Origin of the sequence: Pectobacterium jejuense, assembly GCF_026800125.1 — a bacterium.
GTDB lineage: Bacteria > Pseudomonadota > Gammaproteobacteria > Enterobacterales > Enterobacteriaceae > Pectobacterium > Pectobacterium jejuense.
The window spans coordinates 210,338-228,293 of record NZ_JAPQKX010000001.1 but is presented as its reverse complement, the minus strand read 5'-3'; the positions used below and the strand labels follow the sequence as shown (position 1 = coordinate 228,293).

General features: G+C 52.7%; 17 protein-coding genes. 4 read left to right on the top strand and 13 right to left on the bottom strand.

The features are described from left to right. Position 1 precedes the first annotated feature (1 nt). The 3 genes from NXT09_RS01000 to dinG form a co-directional block, all read right to left on the bottom strand. On the bottom strand, positions 2 to 313 hold the full coding sequence (locus NXT09_RS01000) for a protease inhibitor Inh/omp19 family protein (RefSeq protein ID WP_138255449.1): 312 nt from the start codon (positions 311 to 313) through the stop codon (positions 2 to 4). Positions 314 to 418: 105 nt separating this feature from the next. After that, positions 419 to 1,849, bottom strand: a complete 1,431-nt coding sequence (locus tag NXT09_RS00995; protein ID WP_268578548.1) for a serralysin family metalloprotease — start codon at positions 1,847 to 1,849, stop codon at positions 419 to 421. Between the two features lie 521 nt (positions 1,850 to 2,370). Beyond that, positions 2,371 to 4,470: an ATP-dependent DNA helicase DinG gene (gene dinG / locus NXT09_RS00990; RefSeq protein WP_268578547.1), complete on the bottom strand. Its 2,100-nt coding sequence runs from the start codon at positions 4,468 to 4,470 to the stop codon at positions 2,371 to 2,373. 165 nt (positions 4,471 to 4,635) lie between these two features. Between dinG and NXT09_RS00985 the strand changes: the two genes are divergently transcribed. The 3 genes from NXT09_RS00985 to NXT09_RS22640 all read left to right on the top strand — a co-directional run bounded on the left by NXT09_RS00985 (position 4,636) and on the right by NXT09_RS22640 (position 6,380). Continuing rightward, entirely contained in the window at positions 4,636 to 5,481 is an 846-nt protein-coding gene (locus NXT09_RS00985; protein WP_268578546.1) for a helix-turn-helix domain-containing protein, read from the top strand. Between the two features lie 52 nt (positions 5,482 to 5,533). Next, entirely contained in the window at positions 5,534 to 6,181 is a 648-nt protein-coding gene (locus NXT09_RS00980; RefSeq protein WP_240585056.1) for a LysE family translocator, read from the top strand. A 91-nt stretch (positions 6,182 to 6,272) separates the two neighbouring features. After that, entirely contained in the window at positions 6,273 to 6,380 is a 108-nt protein-coding gene (locus tag NXT09_RS22640) for a YohO family small membrane protein (protein ID WP_039291214.1), read from the top strand. A 130-nt stretch (positions 6,381 to 6,510) separates the two neighbouring features. On the opposite strand, the gene idi is transcribed toward NXT09_RS22640, so the two are convergent. Both idi and bglX read right to left on the bottom strand, forming a co-directional pair. Next, complete coding sequence (gene idi / locus NXT09_RS00970; RefSeq protein ID WP_205551013.1) at positions 6,511 to 7,059, bottom strand: isopentenyl-diphosphate Delta-isomerase; 549 nt, start codon at positions 7,057 to 7,059, stop codon at positions 6,511 to 6,513. A 100-nt stretch (positions 7,060 to 7,159) separates the two neighbouring features. After that, entirely contained in the window at positions 7,160 to 9,466 is a 2,307-nt protein-coding gene (gene bglX, locus NXT09_RS00965; protein ID WP_268578545.1) for a beta-glucosidase BglX, read from the bottom strand. A gap of 393 nt (positions 9,467 to 9,859) precedes the next feature. Between bglX and NXT09_RS00960 the strand changes: the two genes are divergently transcribed. Then, positions 9,860 to 10,546, top strand: a complete 687-nt coding sequence (locus NXT09_RS00960) for a glutathione S-transferase family protein (RefSeq protein WP_268578544.1) — start codon at positions 9,860 to 9,862, stop codon at positions 10,544 to 10,546. Between the two features lie 76 nt (positions 10,547 to 10,622). On the opposite strand, the gene pbpG is transcribed toward NXT09_RS00960, so the two are convergent. From pbpG to dusC, 8 genes are all read right to left on the bottom strand, one after another. Then, positions 10,623 to 11,570 (bottom strand): D-alanyl-D-alanine endopeptidase, encoded by a 948-nt coding sequence (pbpG, locus tag NXT09_RS00955; protein WP_010280988.1) that lies wholly within the window; start codon positions 11,568 to 11,570, stop codon positions 10,623 to 10,625. Positions 11,571 to 11,719: 149 nt separating this feature from the next. After that, positions 11,720 to 12,229 carry a DUF6622 family protein gene (locus NXT09_RS00950; protein ID WP_268578543.1) on the bottom strand — a complete coding sequence of 170 codons (510 nt, stop codon included), beginning with the start codon at positions 12,227 to 12,229 and terminating at the stop codon, positions 11,720 to 11,722. Between the two features lie 63 nt (positions 12,230 to 12,292). Then, positions 12,293 to 12,649, bottom strand: a complete 357-nt coding sequence (locus NXT09_RS00945; RefSeq protein ID WP_039480132.1) for an FMN-binding protein — start codon at positions 12,647 to 12,649, stop codon at positions 12,293 to 12,295. A gap of 60 nt (positions 12,650 to 12,709) precedes the next feature. After that, the gene (gene cyaB, locus NXT09_RS00940) at positions 12,710 to 13,252 is read right to left on the bottom strand and encodes a class IV adenylate cyclase (RefSeq protein WP_240585053.1); all 543 of its coding nucleotides are present in this window, start codon (positions 13,250 to 13,252) and stop codon (positions 12,710 to 12,712) included. Positions 13,253 to 13,651: 399 nt separating this feature from the next. Further along, positions 13,652 to 14,200: a hypothetical protein gene (locus NXT09_RS00935; protein WP_268578882.1), complete on the bottom strand. Its 549-nt coding sequence runs from the start codon at positions 14,198 to 14,200 to the stop codon at positions 13,652 to 13,654. A 16-nt stretch (positions 14,201 to 14,216) separates the two neighbouring features. Continuing rightward, positions 14,217 to 15,164, bottom strand: coding sequence for a homocysteine S-methyltransferase (gene mmuM, locus NXT09_RS00930; RefSeq protein WP_268578542.1), 948 nt, complete (start codon positions 15,162 to 15,164; stop codon positions 14,217 to 14,219). After that, a complete protein-coding gene (mmuP, locus tag NXT09_RS00925; RefSeq protein WP_039519018.1) occupies positions 15,157 to 16,569 on the bottom strand; it encodes an S-methylmethionine permease in 1,413 nt (470 codons plus the stop codon). The genes mmuM and mmuP overlap by 8 nt, the downstream gene beginning before the upstream one ends. Before the next feature lie 332 nt (positions 16,570 to 16,901). Further along, entirely contained in the window at positions 16,902 to 17,834 is a 933-nt protein-coding gene (dusC, locus tag NXT09_RS00920) for a tRNA dihydrouridine(16) synthase DusC (RefSeq protein WP_268578541.1), read from the bottom strand. Positions 17,835 to 17,956 lie beyond the last annotated feature (122 nt).

Sequence of the window (17,956 nt, the reverse complement as noted above, 5' to 3'; positions counted from 1 at the left end):
GTCAGGGCTGTTTCTGCAACGTACGTGCACTGCCATCAGGCAATATCAGCGTATAGCCCTCTTTTTCCTTGCTAAAGAACGCCACGGACTGGCCCTGTTCTTTCGTCAGCGTGATACCGTCTGGCGTCGGCCGCCATCCAGCAGGCACATCCGGCAGCAGCGCTTTTAAGCACGGCGCATCCCCCTCAAGACGCCAGGTGTTATCCACTAACGGCGTATTGTGCAGCACAACCTCACACTGCTGTTCCCCGCCACGCAATTGCCATACGCCGCTTAGCTCACTTGCTGAAGGCAACTTCAAACTACTCGCCATACATCCTCCGCTTATTGCACTTAACAGCGCCGCGATGATTAACTTTTTCATAGTGGCCCCAAGTCGATAACAGAAAAGGACGGGGATTACCCCGTCCTTGCTACATCACACGATAAAATCGGTTGCCGCTGAAGGCTGACCAACAATATGTACAACAAAGTCTGGTGTGGTCTGACCCGCAAAGTTCAGCCACAGATCGGTGGTATTGCTCTCTGCATTCCAGTTAAGCAATGCTTCATTACCGAGTCCGGTGAATGAATTGACGAACTGCAAATCACCTTTTTGATTCAACGCTGACAGATCGATTTTGTCGATACCGCGTTGGAAATCAGTGATGGTGTCATAGCCGTTCTTATAGGAAGAATCGCTGGCGCTGGCATAGACAAAAATATCTTTGCCCGCACCGCCCGTCAGCGTATCTGCACCGCCGCCGCCGTAAATAACGTCATTACCCGCGCCACCGTTCAGGATATTATTCGCGTCATTGCCGATAATAATATCATTGCCAGAGCCGCCAATGGCGTTTTCGATCGTGACGCCGTGAGCGATAGAGACGTTACCTTTCAGGCCGCCAACATCAGAGAAGCCGCCTTCATTCAGGTTGATACGCTGATCGTTTCTGTAACCAGAGAAATCAAACGTATCCGTACCGCCCGCATCCCAAACGGAGAAGATCAATTTGTCACTATTGCTATTCGCTGAATAGAAATCACGGCCGGTATTGGAGTTGAAACCATATACCGTGTCACCGGTACGCGTGTTCATGTTTGCACCGTACAGATATTGGATTGCCGTGATATCATCAATCAGCGGACCCGCAGCATAGTGACCCTGGAAATCGCCTCCAGTGTTTTGCTCACTCCAGTAGCTCATCAGGCTGAACTGGCGTGTATCTTCCGCGTAGGTTACATCGCGGTAGGTCGGATTGCCTTCGCCCGCATTGTAAGAACCCGGGTGATTCAGACCCAGCGCATGACCGATTTCATGCGTCAGCGTCTGCTTGCCGTATTCCGTCGCCGGATTACGCACTGTGTCGGAGTTGTAGTTAAACCAGGCGCTGCCCGCTGCCGAGTGGTTACCCGGCATATAAGCGTAAGCCTGGGTATCGTAGTCCATCCGGCCACTTGAATCACGGGTGTAGTTACCAAAGGTGATGGTAGCTTTTTGGGTAGCGCTAACCTGAGTAAACGTGATATTAGCGACATCTGACCACGATTGCAGAGACAGTTTGGCTTGTTGTTCCTGAGCTGCGCTGAATTTCACAAAACCCTGATCGCCAGAAGGGATAGACCGCACGTTCTGTAAGAACGAATAGGTCAAATTAGCGGATTTACCGAATACGTTCGTGCCATTCCAGGTCAGACCGTCGCGGACAATTTCCTTAGCTGCCAGATCGCTTGTGAACGAAGGTTTGCCATTAAGCTGTCCATCGCCACGGGAGTGGTAATTATACAGGTCGTACACATCACTATATCCCGTACCCGCTGCATGCAATGCCGATTCAGCGGTATCCTTATCTTCATCTCGTAAAGCCATCTTTTCTTCTCCATAAGTCTGATCGGGATGATCAGAATCCTAAATCCCTTCATGCAATCGAGGTATTGCATGTACCGCACATAGCCGCGGTCTAATCGTTTCCTGGGTAGATAACGCTCACTAAAAATATTTATATCCAAAAAACGCATATAAATAAAAATTATCTCTATAAGGAAATAATTAAGAAAGAACGCCAATTATTTTCGTTATTATCAAATGATAAATAATAAAGTCACGGTGACTAATTTTTATTATTGGTATTGAGATGGACAGCAAGAAGAACGGATGCCAGACGGCATTCATTTTTGAAAAGGAAGGAGTTTTTATTCACTGCGTTAATTTTCATCATGCTACCAGTCCTTGGTTGATAAAAACCGCACTACCTAATGACATACTTTGTCACACGTATTAACGGCATCCTTGCTGTTCCGAGACAAATCTAACAAATAAGAATAAAAAAATATAGCGCTAAATAGGGACTAATTACCCCCTTATTCGGGGGACGGATATAGAAGAATTTGTTATGGCATATCCCGTTGTTCAATCGGGAAGACGGGCAGCGCCGCCAGCAGCTGTGCGCCATAGCCTTTGGTCAACAGGCGACGATCGTAAATGACAATTTCACCAAAGCAGTCATGGCTACGAATAAGGCGTCCAACCTGCTGGATGAGGTTAAACGAGGCGCTAGGTAAGCTTTGTACGATAAACGGATGCCGTTTGAGGCTTTTTAACCATTCGCCTTCCGTCAGAATGACCGGGCTGTCGATAGGCGGAAACGCAATTTTATGGATATGCACCTGAGAAAGGAGTTCCCCTTTCAGATCCAACCCTTCCGCAAAGGACTGCAAACCAATCAGCACGCTAGTCTGACCTTCCTGTACCCGCTGACGGTGTAGCTCGACCAGCCTGTAGCGCGGCTTATCTCCCTGCACCAGCAGCATCAGGCGCAAATCGGTCACCTGCGTCAGAAAGAGCTGCATCGCACGCTGGCTGGCAAACAGCATCAGCATCCCTTTATGCTTATCCTGTTTTAACTCCGCTCGGAAAAACTGTGCCATTTCAGCAATATGCTGCGCTTCCGATTCCATCAGCGGCTCATAACGCATTTTGGGAATCACCAGACGCCCCTGCTCGCGGTGGTTGAACGGCGAATCCAGCGCGATGAAGGTATCTCCCTCCTGCTCGCTGAGGCCAGAAAGCTCCTGTATACGAGAAAAACTGTTCAGCGAGCGCAGCGTGGCCGAGGTCATCACAATGTGCGAGACCTTCCCCCACAGCAGCCTTTCAAGCTGATCGCAGACGCGAATGCCCGCGCAGTGTAGGTGAAGATGCGGCTGGTTATCGCGCATTTCCCGCGTGATCCATTTGGAAACCGGCGCGTTCGACGATTTTTCCATCGCCGCCAATCGCCACAGTTTACTCATAGACTCAAGGTAGCCCTGCTGGCGACTCATTTTCAGCAGAGCCTGATAGACCCGCACCACATCATGCTTGCCGGTTTTCTCGCTGAGATCGTTAAGCATATACTCCGCCAGCGCCCGCAGCGTATCCGTCAGTTTGAACAACCGCACGCAGAGTTCACGCATTTCATCCGGCATTTTGCCCATCGCAAAACGGTATTCGGTTTCCTGCCCGTCATGCGGAAGGAACAGCCCGCACATTTGCGAGAAAGACAGCACACACTCGCGGATCTCCTCACAGTGGCTGGTTAACCGCTCGCTGTTAGCGAGTCGCGGCGGTGATTTAGGCGCAAATTGCGCCATGCACTGGCCGATAAGCTGCACCAGCTGTTCCAGTTGCGCCATCATATAAGCCGGATGAATGTCGCCAGACATCTCCAGCGTATCGCGGGCAACGTCGGGGATATGATGCCCTTCGTCGAGCACCAGCAGGAGATTTTTAGGAGGAGGAAGAACCGATTCGCTTTCCATCGCCGCCATCACCAGCGCATGGTTGGTGACGACAACATCGGCCTGTTCGATCTCACGCCGTGCGGTGAAGAACGGGCACTCGCGGTAGTAATGGCAGTTATGCGCGAGACAGTTCGCTTTGTCCGTACTCAGCTTCTGCCACAGGCTATCGTCAATCGCGTCTTGATAATGGTCGCGCAATCCGTCCCAGGCATAGCCTTGCAGCGCTTTCTCAAGCCGTACGCAGGTGCGTTTTTCCTCCTTGTTGGCGGACATCAGTTCATCATCCAGAAAGAGCGGTAAGTCCCCCTGCGCATCGGGATCGGTTGCCAGCATCGCCAGATTACGTGGGCAAATATAACGACGACGGCCAAATGCAGCGGTAAATTTCAGTTCGGGAATAAACTTCTGCAACAGCGGCAAATCTTTGCTGTAAATCTGATCCTGCAACGCCACATTCGCGGTGCTGACCACCAGCGTTTTATCCTCCGCACGCCCTACCGCAATACCCGGAATCAGATAAGAAAGCGTTTTCCCAACGCCGGTTGGCGCTTCAATAGCCAAATGGCGCGGGTAATCACCCGCCAGTGTTTTCGCCACTTCGGCAATCATCTGTCGCTGGGGAACGCGGGAAATAAAATCCGGGATTTGCTCTTGCAGGGCCTTATACCATTGGCCAATCTGCAATTTTATTGCGGGGGACAGCGTCATGCATACTCTGTATCTGTGTAATCTGGCCGCCATTGTCCCACAGACGCCCGGCGACGTCAGCCGATATCACGTTCGCGACAATTCCGACCTCGACAATCGTCTGTCCAACGATTAGGGTAAACGATTATTTTTATCAAACATGGTCTTTCTCGCGAGCGGTAAATTATGTCTTCAGTCCACGCCATTAACCAATCGTACTGGTTTTCGCCACGACTACCGCATGTTGAAAGCCGCAGCACGCGCAACAGCAGCCACGCCTATAAAACACACAGCCATGCACAGTTCTCGATTGGCGCGATAGAGCACGGCGAAACGCTTTGCCATTACCGCAACGAAACCCATCACTTGCAGGTTGGCGATCTGATCTTCATCGATCCTCAACAGCCGCACAGCTGTAACCCGCTGCCCGGAAAGACGCGCAGTTATCACATGCTTTATCTGGATACCGAATGGTGTCTCGATCAGATCGCGGTTCACTGTGGTTATCAGGCGGAGACCTTGCATTGCAACCGCGTTATTCTGCGCGATCCCGCCCTGTTTATACGTTATCAGCACGTGGTTGCCCTGCTTTATCAGGGGGACATAACATCGGCAGATAACCAGCTCAAAGCGATGCTGGAGCCGATTTGGCGACAATATTGCCAGCCTGCACCGTCCTGTTTGCCCGCCTTACCCCATCATGCTTCGCAAACTACGACGCGACACGTACGCGAGCGTCTGCTGAATAATTTACAAGAATCGCCCTCGCTGGAAACGCTGGCGGAGGAGTTGAACCTGCGGCGTGAAACCATCGTGCGGCAGTTTCGTCACGATACCGGCATTACACCGATGGCCTTCCTGAATAATGCCCGTATTGAATATGCCAAGTCGCTGCTGAAACAGGGCACGCCGCTGGTTGATGCCAGCTATCAAAGCGGCTTCTGCGATCAAAGCCATTTCCACAAAACGTTTGTGCAATATACCGCCGCGACGCCGGGTCAGTACGCGCGATCAATATTTGACAATAAATAGCCGAACACCTTGTCTAGACTGACCTCGATTACTTATTGAGGTCAGAAATATCATGTTTATCAGTACCCTTTTTTCCGCCGACTCGCTCTTTCCTACCCACTTTCCTGCTCTGGCGCTGGCGCATTTTGTGGCGCTACTGAGCCCTGGCCCGGACTTCTTTCTGCTGACGGCCTATGCCATTCGCTACCGACTGCGCGGCAGTGCGGGAATTTGTCTGGGTATTGCGCTGGGCAACGGCGTTTATATTCTGCTGGCGGCAATCGGTTGGGCAGGTATTCAACATTCGCCCACGCTGTTTACCCTCATCGAATTAGCCGGGGCGGCTTATCTGCTCTGGGTTGGCTATCAGTTAGTGAAAAGTCGTTCTGTGCTATCGCTAAAGGCGGAACAGCAGTCCGAGCGTTGCCCGACGCTGCGTAAACAAATTCTGCTAGGGCTTGGTTCGGCGCTGTTGAACCCCAAAAACATGCTGTTCTACATCAGCCTGATGACCAGTATTCTTGGGCAACATGTGACGCCTACGCAGCAAGTCGTCAGCGGTAGCTGGATGTTTTCTGTCGTGCTGGTGTGGGATCTGCTGATCGCCGCGCTGATCGCTCGCCCACTGATTCAACAGCGTTTAACCCGCTGGCTTAACCCGATTGAGCGCGGAGCCGGCGTCATTCTGATGTTTTTCGGTTTGCTGCTGTTATTTCGCTAATGAAGGGCATTTAAAAAGCAAGGCGCGTTTCGGCCTTGTTTCATGGGCGGAAGGCATTATAATTCGAGGCAATTAACAAAAGGATAACCTGATGACTCTTCAAAAAATCGGCATTATCAGTCTCTTTGCCCTGCTAGCCTTAGGTGGCATGTCCGGCATGATGCTCGTGGGCTACATTATTATCGAGCACGCGGGCTGAGGCTTTCGGCCCGCCGCGCGCGCTATTCTTACGGCACACATTTACGACAAAAATGCACGAGCAGTGCCGCACGGAAACGCGGCAATTAACGCGGTTATTTAGGCTAATGTGATTGTTTTAACTAATTCGGCTATTTTAACTCATGTGACTGTTCTGACTGAAACGTCTGCCAGTACTCAGGAATGCGTGCGAAGGTCAGTTGGAACCAGGCCGTAAACTGTTCGGGCGTCGTCGCCATTTGCTGGGCAATCTCGTCTATCGACTGGTATGCATAGCTCGACACTTCATCGGGATTCATCTGCGGGACGTCGTCCGTCACGCCAAAATACACATGACCCAATTCATGCTCAATCAGCCCGTTATCCAGCGGCAAACGATAGGTCAGCGTAAACATCGGCGTCAGCGCACAGCGTAACCCCATTTCTTCATACAAGCGGCGATGTGCTGCCTGCAACGTCTCTTCACCGGGCGCAGGATGGCTACAGCAGGTATTACTCCATAAACCGCCGCTGTGGTATTTCTCCTCTGCGCGCTGCTGCAATAACAACTGCTGGCGAGAGTTGAAAACATAGACGGTAATCGCACGATGTAATGCTCCTTTTACATGCGCTTCCTGCTTTTCCATTACGCCCGTTGGCCTGTCATTTTCATCAACCAGCACCACTTCAGTCAACGGCATAGCTTTCTCCTGCAATACTCTACTCTCCGGCAGTCACACTGTATTACGATCAGCACAATTCGTCTCGCCGCCGGAGTTTTCGGCGACGAGACGAACATCATTATAGCAGGGTGAAGCTGTCGCTCTTCACACGCTGTGAATCCAGACCAATCATCACATCAAATTTGCCGGGTTCCACCACCTGCTGCATGCTGGCATTGTAGAACTTCAGCGCGTCCTGATCGAGCGTGAAGGTGACCGTGCGGGATTCTCCCGGCTGTAACATCACTTTCTCAAAACCACGCAGCTCTTTCAGCGGACGGCTGATGGAGGCCACCACATCGTGCACATACAGCTGCACGACTGTTTCCCCTGCACGGCTGCCGATGTTTTTCACCGTTACGCTGGCGTTGATCGTCCCGTTACGCTTCATTGTCTGGCTAGACAAACGCACGTCTGACACGCTGAAGGTGGTGTAGCTCAGGCCGTAACCGAACGGATAGAGCGGCCCGTTGGCCTCATCGTAGTAATGAGACGTATATTTGCCCGGATTTTCCGGCGTGTAAGGACGGCCTGACGGCAGGTGATTGTAATAAATTGGGATCTGACCAACGGAACGTGGGAAGGACATCGGCAGCTTGCCGGACGGGTTATAGTCACCAAACAACACATCGGCGATCGCATTACCCCCTTCCGTACCGCTGAACCAGGTTTCCAGTAACGCATCTGCCTGCTGATCTTCACGCACCAGCGCCAGAGGACGTCCGTTCATCAGCACCAGAACCAGCGGTTTACCCGTGGCTTTCAGCGCGGCAATCAGGTCTCGCTGACCTTGTGGCAGGTCGATGTTCGAACGGCTGGACGCTTCATGCGCCATCCCTGCCGCTTCACCGACAACCGCAACGACCACATCCGCCTTCTTCGCTGCTGCGACGGCTTCATCGATCATCACCTGCGGCGGACGTTTATCCACCTGAACGGCATCTTCATACTGATTCAGGAAATCGATAATGCCTTTGTGATTACTGACGTTGGCACCTTTGGCATAGAGAATGGTGGCTTTATCGCCGACGGCATTCTTCAGGCCCTGATAGACAGTAATCGTCTGTTTCGTGACGCCCGCGGCAGACCAGCTTCCCATCGTATCGCGCTGGCTGTCAGCTAATGGCCCCACAACGGCAATCGTGCCTTCTTTCTTCAACGGCAGCGTTTGCAGGCGGTTTTTCAACAGCACCAGACTCTTACGCGCCACATCACGTGCATCCAGACGGTGTAAGCGACTTTCCGCATTGGTATCCACCGGATCGGAACCGACTGGCCCCAGGTGACGATACGGATCTTCAAACAGCCCCATATCATATTTCACGTTCAGCACCTGACGGCAGGCATCGTCAATCTCCTGCACGCTCACCGCCCCGCTTTTCACCAGCTCAGGCAGATAGCGCACAAAATACTCGTCGCTCATACTCATGCCGATACCGGATTTAACCGCCAGACGCGATGCATCACGCGGATCGCTTGCCACGCCGTGCTTAATCAACTCTTTAATCGCGCCGTGATCGGTAATGGTGATGCCTTTGAAATTCCACTGATCGCGCAGAACGTCTTTCAGCAACCAGCTGTTGGAGGTAGCTGGCGTACCGTTGATTGAGTTCAGCGCGACCATCACGCCGCTGCTGCCCGCATCAATCGCCGCTTTGTAAGGCGGCATATAGTCCTGGAACATGCGCTGAGGGCTCATGTCCACGGTGTTATAGTCACGTCCGCCTTCCACCGCACCGTAGAGCGCGTAGTGTTTTACGCTGGTCATCAGCGAGTGGCGTCCCGTTACATCATCGCTCTGAAAGGATTTGACTACCACACCAGCAATTTTGCTGGTCAACCAGGTATCTTCACCGAAGCCTTCTGACACACGGCCCCAGCGCGGATCGCGGGTAATATCCACCATCGGCGCCCAAGTCATGTTCAGACCGTCTTCCGTTGCTTCATACGCCGCTACGCGTGCACTTTTCGCAATCGCGTCCATATCCCAACTGGAAGCCAGCCCCAGTGCGATAGGGAAAATGGTGCGCTGGCCGTGTACCACGTCGTAGGCAAAAAACAGGGGAATCTTCAGGCGGCTGAGCTGCATGACCTGATCCTGCATCGCACGGATATCCGGGCGGGTCACCGTATTAAAAATCGCGCCAACCTGGCCGTTTTTGATCATTTCCCGAATGGCTTCTTTCGGGTTATCCGTCCCGACGCTGATTAATCGGAGCTGGCCGATTTTCTCTTCCAGCGTCATTTTCTTCAGCAGATCGGTGACAAACGCATCACGTTGCTGATGTGAAGGCGATAGCGAGGTCGGCGCAGACGTCAGCTCCTGCGCAAACGCCGGATTACAGGCAAGTCCAATTGCTATAGTCAGTGAAGTAAGCCATTTCATTCGTTATAAAGACCCAGTCAATCCAGGCGTCAGAGTCAGAACAGCGCGCTGAAGCACAAGACAGGTTGAAGATTCCGACGGTCACATCCCTTCTCTGACAAGGCGAAAAACACCTTCTCTTGCCTTAAGCGAATAAGGCTTCCCGATAGTGGTTGCCGCACCGACGCACTCAAATGCACAGCGCGTAATATAGTGCATTTGTTGAGATTTCATTTAATAAAAACTGCAAGAATAATGCTAAACGATACGCATAATTGACATTCCCCGTCTTCCGTTTGCACCCACATCCTGACAGCGCTGCGCAAAACCGATAGACGAACCCCGGAGAGGAGGATGATTTATCCTACCTTTCGTGCTAATCCTAAGGCTTCGTTAACACAAGGAGCATCAGACATGTATCAGCTGTATATCGCCAACAAAAACTATTCGTCCTGGTCACTGCGTCCGTGGGTGCTGTTGAAAGCACTGTCGATTCCTTTCGAAGAGAAACAGGTTGCCTTTGCACCGGGCATGTCACAGCCGGCATTTAAGGCCTTTTCGCCGACGGCAAAAGTTCCCTGCCTGATCGATGGCGAAACCACCGTCTGGGATTCATTGGCGATTACCGAATATCTGGCTGAACAACATCCCGGCGTCTGGCCTGCTGATGCCAAAACCCGCGCCTGGGCACGCTGTGCCGCTGCCGAAATGCATTCCGGCTTTACCGCACTGCGTAGCATCTGCTCCATGAGCTGCGGCGTGCGCGTTAAAATGAACGAAATATCGCCAGACCTCAGTAACGACATTAACCGCATCTGCGAGCTGTGGCAGGAAGGACTGACGCGCTTTGGCGGACCGTTTCTGGCAGGAAAACAGTTTTCGGCCGTGGACGCCTTCTTTGCACCGGTTGTCTTCCGTATCAAAACCTACCAGCTTCCCGTTTCGCCGGAAGCCACTGCCTATTGCGACCATCTGTTAGCACAGCCAGCCATGCAGCGTTGGCTACAGGATGCATTAGCGGAAACCTGGCGTGAAGCTGCGCATGATGACGAAGTGAAAAAAGCGGGTGAAGTGATAGAAGATTTTCGCGCTCAAGCGTGACAGCCCGTGCAGGCGGTGGCTCCCTAGGCCACCGTTAAGTCATCCCCTTCCACACCATCAGGAAGGGGAGTACTGATTATTCGGTTTCGATACTCGCCATGCTCTGTGGTTGGCGGGAAGCCAGCGATTTTTGTTTCTTATAGCTCAACGCGGCGGCAGGCACCTCGCTAACCTTACCGGTTTCAATCCACTTACGCAGGCGGTTAGCATCCGCAAAATGCGTGTATTTACCGAAGGCATCCAACACCACCAGCGCAACAGGCCGCTGATTAATGACGGTACGCATCACCAGACAGTGCCCCGCCTGATTCGTAAAACCCGTTTTGGTGAGCTGAATGCTCCAGTCCGCTTTATAGACCAGATGGTTCGTGTTTCTGAACGGCTGGCTGTACGCCGGGTGGGAGAACGTCGCGGTTTTCTCCTGAGTGGTACTAAGCTGGCCCAGCAGCGGATATTGCTTGCTGGCAATCAGGAGCTTGGTGAGATCGCGGGCAGTCGAGACATTATTGATAGACAGCCCGGTCGGCTCAACATAGCGCGTATGGGCCATCCCCAACGCACGGGCTTTGGCATTCATCGCGCGGATAAACGCCTGATAGCCGCCCGGATAGTGGTGCGCCAGACTGGCTGCCGCGCGGTTTTCTGATGACATCAGCGCCAGCAACAGCATGTCACGGCGGCTGATCTCACTGTTCAGACGAACGCGCGAGTAAACCCCTTTCATTTCTTTCGTCTGGCTGATATCGACAGAGATGATTTCATCCAGCGGTTGATTGGCATCCAACACCACCAGCGCCGTCATCAGTTTCGTCACCGAAGCAATCGGCACCACCACATCAGGATTGCTGGAATAAAGGATGTGGTTATCACGCAGATCCACCACCATGGCGCTACCGGAAGCAATTTCCTGATGCGCCGTGCCAGCGGAGTACGTCGGCGCTTTCGCCACAGCCTGAGGCAACATCACAGCATGGGTTGATAGCACCAACAGGCCAAAAAGAGAAAGCTTAAAATTTTTAGTCATTCTTCAATAACTTAAACAGTATTCTGTTAAATGAAAGGGATGGGCAGCGGCATTATAATTTACCGTCCTTCCCTGCGCACTCATACAGCAGAAAAGCTTTGTGACAAATGTTGACAGACGGTTTTGGCAACCTACCGTTTTTTATTATGTTACGTCAGAGATGGTCTTATTTTGCGCATGTGGTTGAGCAACCGCAGACTGACGCCGCTGAATATCCCTGCGGTAATCCCACTTGCCGCGCCGGACAGCAGGCAGAATACGGGGTCATGCGCCAACGCGGGAAACAGAGCCAACTGGACGGAAAAGTAGAAATGAGAACAAAACGTCAGCAGCATCAAGACCAGCGACCACCACGAACCGGTACGTTTAAAACAGCGTGATTCCGGCAAATAAATGCCTGACGTTTTCCCCCATGCCCAGCCGATGCCCAGACCAATCATCAATGCCAGCAGAAATCCGCCCGCTGCCGCAAGCGGGAGCCGCAGCGTATGAAAAATCGCGCTGATGCCCCACACCATAAAAATGGTCGGCACAACTAACATCCGTGCCAGCGATTGCTGCCGTGGCTGACTGGCTTTTACGCCGGCATAAATCAGGTAACCCAACACGATCCACACCCAATAAGGCGTGTGACGCAGAATAATCAGCAGGTTTTCCACGGCAGTACGACTCCTTAATCACTTAGGCCTTCATTAACGGTAATAGCCAAAAAACCGGGGTGACTACGGCGTGACTTTGGCCTGTTCCAGCGCCTGTTTCACCGCATTAATCACCCCCTGGCTCGATAACGTTGCCCCTGTTACCGCATCCACCTTGTTAATGTCCTGCTTCTCAATGAGTTCCGGCACAATCTGATCCGTCGCGCTCAGCATCATCGCTTCGGTATCGCCATGCTTCAGCACTTCAGCATTGGCGATCTTCCCGTCTTTAATGCTAACCGTGACCTCAACTTCTGCTGCCTTCCCCTGCGCTTTACCGATGTAGGCACCGTCTTTGTAGTGCACCCCATCACTACCATGAACGGACAGAGAGAACGCCATCACTAACGTAGCCAGCGCCGCCGAAATAGATTTTTTCATCATTTCCCCGTGTGCAAATAGAACAATAAAAACAACAATTCAATAACCAGAAAATAACAGTTAATTAAAGCCTAATAATTGATAATAAGATTTCGTTTCAATATTATCCAATGGCAATTGAAGCCGTAACGCACACTCTATACACCGTTCTCTGAGTGCTTTCAACTGGGTCTCATCATCGGTCATCACTGATATTTCCACGAAATAACCCAGTGATTCAATATAATCGAGCGTAATATGGAAGGCGTTTAAAAAGTAGATGCTACGGATTTTATGTATTTCAAAAAGAGGTCGATACCCCAACGTCTGTAGCATGCTGTCGGTTTTTTCAAAGTCTTCGACGTTAACCGCTTCGCAGCGATCGACGCCCGGCCCTTTCACAATCCAGAGCTTAATGCCCGATGGCTCCATGCGGCGCACCCGCATTTTGATATTTTGCTGCTGTAGGCGATTCTCTGCATCATCGTAATAAACATCGTGTTCTTTATTTTCAAAGACGAAAGCCTCGGGATGAAGGCTAAAAAGCGTATTCCTGAAAACAGCGATATCGTCGATGCGAAATTTAAGCTCAACTTCATATTTCCCTGTGAAATGTTCAACCATGTTCTTTCCCCTCACTGGATTCCCTGAAATAACATTGACTCTCCGCTACATCATTCAGCGTTTTATTACGCTGTCATACGGAAATTCAAGATAATAATGATTCGGTCATCCGCAAAATAGATCATACAGGTAACATAATATGGCCCAGGGGCCGTCCTCTAATCCTCCTTGATTAACACCTCCACATCCTGTCACATCCTGGTACCGCGATAGCATGACCTTGATAATCATGCAGCGTTATTACCTTACAACGTCAGATATCCCGATCGCAATTTCCTGACAACGAATATTGTTAGATGAATGCTATCGGCGATTTCTCAGCAAAAAAATGCGGTCAGAATCCTTGCTGGACGCTGACCGCCGTTAATAGTAGCTGAGAAGGGAAAAACCGCTAGTTCTTCACGCAGCAACTGCAGGTAATAGCAAAATCAGTGCAGAATCGAAGCCGTGATGGTGCATAAACTCACGAAAAATTAGCAATCGGGCGGAGAAAGCGTTCTCTAGCGGGATCCCCTCCCAGCTTGCCGGGCTACCCTGCATGACGCGTTCCAGACGTTTAAATGTCCGTTCCATGTCATCTTGCGGTAAACGCCAGCCTGCGTCCTCTTCTTCTGCTCCCGAAATCTGAGCAAGAGTCACCAATGCGGGGTCGAAAGAAAACAGAACGGAATCCGCTGGGATGTCGTGGCGAATGCGCGTCACCTCATCCTCTACCGCCATGATCGCCCGCTCCATCTCGTCTGGCGTGGGGGGAAGATGCTTGAAAAACGCCGCCGCCGTTTTGTCAAAACCGATGGTCAATTGCAGGGTTGCCGACGGTTGTGACGCCGTTCCGCAGACAACCGTCGTCTGCTGTTCGCCAATGTACAGCACCGTTACCGGCACATCCGGCGCGACACGCTGTCTGGCAAGCGAGTACGCCTGTTGCAGATTCACATCATTTTCCATCACGGCATCCCCTTATTTAGTGCTGGCCCTCATGCTGGCAGCAGCGTGCGATACCGGCGATATCCGCGGGCGTGGTTCGGCAGCAGCCGCCAATCAGCCGTGCGCCTGCTGCTTGCCACTCGGGCAAATACGCGGTCAACGAGCAGGCGTCATCGTGAGCGCTGCTCCAGGTTTTCGTTACCGCATCATACTGCTCGCCGGAATTGGGATAAACCACCAACGGCAAATCCGTCAGCGAGGACAGGTGCGTCAGCGCGGGCGTCACATTTTCCAGCGCGATGCAGTTGATACCCACAGCGACCACCTGCGAACAGGCATTGACCTGCGCCAGCACCGTACGCAACGGCGTGCCGTCACTGAGGTGTTCGCTGTCACGCAGCGTAAAGGAGAACCAAGCTTGCGCCTGAGGGAATTCGGCCAATAACGCAATCAGCGCCTCTATTTCGGCAAAAGACGGCAGCGTCTCGCAGGCCAACAGATCGGCACCCGCCTCATGCAGCGCCGCTATACGCGGCCGATGAAACGCCATCATCTCGGTCTGCGGCAGTTGGTAATCACCGCGATACTCCGAACCATCCGCCAGATAGGCACCGTACGGCCCCACCGACCCCGCCACCAGCAGCGTGCCAGCCTGCGGATTATCGCGACGATAATCATCTCGCGCCTGCGCCGCCAGCTGCACGCTCTTGGCAATCAGCGTCAGTGATTCCGCTTCGCTATACCCGCGCGCCTTAAACCCTTGCGGCGTCGCCTGATAGCTGGCGGTAATCGCACACTGTGCCCCAGCTTTGAAATAATCGAGATGCACCTGATAAATCAGCGCCGGATTTTCAACCAGCACTTTCGCCGACCACAGCGGATCCGTTAAATCACAGCCGCGCGCTTCCAGTTCGGTCGCCAACGCGCCGTCCAGCACAATCGTTGATGCCGTCGCCAGCATTTCGGTAACCGTATTCTTACGCAATGTCTTCCGCTCCCGTTAATCTACGTTTCTTCATTGACTGCGTGAAATAATAAGCACCATAGCACAGCGCGACAAACGGAATTCCACACCACAGTGCAATCCGCTGGCTTGGGTCAAACGCCAGCCCGACGCAGGCCAGCAGGCACAGCAGGAAGCCAAGAATCGGCGTGATGGGGAACCAAGGGGCGCGATATTGCAGGTCGGAAAGCGGTTTTCCCGAGCGGACATGGTGACGGCGGAACATATAGTGCGAGGCGCAGATGCTCAGCCACACCGCCACCACGGCAAAACCAGAAATCGCGGACAGCGCCACATAGACAGTATCCGGCGCGACCACGCTGGAAAACAGCGCCAGCAGCCCGCCCAGCATACTGACGGAAATCGCAAAGAGCGGAATACCACGACGCGTCAGGCGAGAGAAACGGCGCGGCAATGTGCCTTCGTTGGACAGCGACCACAGCATACGCCCCGAGGCATACAGCCCCGAGTTAGCGGCAGACAGGATCGCCGTCAAAATCACGAAATTAAAAATGTCGGCGGCGTAAGGAATACCAATCTTTTCAAACACCAGCACAAACGGGCTTTTAGCGATACCGGCCTCTTCCATCGGAATGATCGCCGCCAGTACCAGCACCGTGCCCAGAAAGAAGATCACCAGCCGCGCAACGGTAGTACGAATCGCCATCGGCACGACCTTCTGCGGATTCTCGGTTTCTCCAGCCGCGATGCCGATCAGCTCCGTACCGGAGAAAGCGAAGTTCACCGCCACCATCGTCATCAGGATCGGCAGGCCACCGTGTGGGAACCAGCCAGACGCGGTAATGTTCTGGAAGAACGGTGCGGGTGAACCGTCCTGCATCGGAATAAAGCCAAACATCGCGCCAGCACCGAGCACGATAAAAGCGAGAATCGTGACGACTTTAACGATAGAGAACCAAAATTCGCCTTCGGCAAAGAAGCGGGACGACACGATATTCAGCAGATAGATCAGCACACAAAACAGCAGACACCAGGTCCAGACCGGCACCTGCGGAAACCAATACTGCATGCAAAAACCGGCCGCGGTCAGGCTGGAGCCCAGTGCAACCGTCCACGTCAGCCAATACAGCCACGCCACGGTATAGCCGGTTGCAGGGCTGAGATAGCGGGACGCATACACATGGAACGCCCCGGTTTCCGGCATGGCGACGGACAGCTCACCCAAACTCAGCATCACCAGATACACCACCAGCGCGCCGATCAGATACGCCAATAGCGTTCCGGCCGCGCCCGTCGTGGAAATAATGTAGCCGGTATTAAAAAACAGGCCGGTACCGATGACGCCACCGAGCGAAAGCATCACCAAATGGCGAGCTTTCATGGTGCGTTTAAACTGCCCTTCCGTGCCTGATGCGTGTTGTTCCATGATGACCTTTCTTTATCAGTGTATCCGCCCTGCTTTATGCAGCAGAACGGTATAGACCCTAAATAATTCGAGTTGCATGAAGGCGGCAAGTGAGGGAATCCCGATGAGCTTACACAGGTAAGTGATTCGGGTGAGTGAGCACAGCCAACGCACAGGCAACTTGAAGTATGACGGGTATAGACGTCTAAACTTCCAGATAGATGGTGTGTTATACCGTCAACCGATTCGTAAAGTAAAGTACAGGCCAGTGCGAGAGTGATGGGGTGCGTTAAAACTGAACAGCGTCATGAGAACACGAAGCGTAGGAAGACAGAAAAAGAAACGGTAAGCCTCTATGGCTCACCAATCACGCGTGCAATATCTGTTGAAGTCTTCAAGGTACGGATTTCGCTGAATAATTCTGTGGCGTCGTCATACTCTTTACGCAAATAGCCGAGCCACTGTTTGATGCGCGCGACGTGATACAGTCCCGTGTCGCCCTGCTTTTCCAACTGCACATACTTTTGTAGCAGCAGCATGACCTCCGGCCACGGCATGCGCGGTTCGTTATACTTAATCACGCGGCTCAGATTCGGCACATTCAGCGCGCCCCGCCCGATCATCACCGCGTCGCAGCCCGTTGTCGCCATACAGTCCTGTGCGCTCTCCCAGTCCCAGATTTCGCCGTTGGCGATCACCGGAATCCGCAATCGCTGGCGGATTTCCCCTATTGCCTGCCAGTTAATGCATTCGGCCTTGTAACCGTCTTCTTTCGTGCGGCCATGCACGGCCAGCTCGCTTGCACCCGCCTGCTGCACCGCGTCGGCAATTTCAAACTGGCGAGCGCCGGAATCCCAGCCCAGCCGGATTTTCACCGTGACTGGCAAGTGTGCGGGCACCGCCTCACGCATCGCTTTTGCGCCCCGATAAATCAGTTCAGGATCTTTTAACAGCGTCGCCCCGCCTCCGCTGCCGTTCACCAGCTTCGACGGGCAGCCGCAGTTAAGATCGACACCATACGAGCCCAGTTCTACCGCTCGCGCCGCATTTTCCGCCAGCCACTGTGGATATTGTCCCAGCAGTTGAACACGTACCAGCGTGCCTGATGGCGTGCGGCTGGCATGGTGTAATTCCGGGCAAAGGCGATAAAAGGACTTAACCGGCAGACACTGATCCACCACGCGTAAAAATTCGGTGATGCACAGGTCATAATCATTTACTTCAGTCAGCAGTTCTCGCACCAATGAGTCGAGAACCCCTTCCATCGGGGCAAGCAGAACACGCATAACGCTACTCGGTAACCATTCGATCGTTAATCACAGCCATTCAGGCCAAAAAAAGCAGGCAATCTTAGGGGGTATTGTACGGGGAACGCAACGGGAAAGATAACGCAGGGCAGGCCATGAGG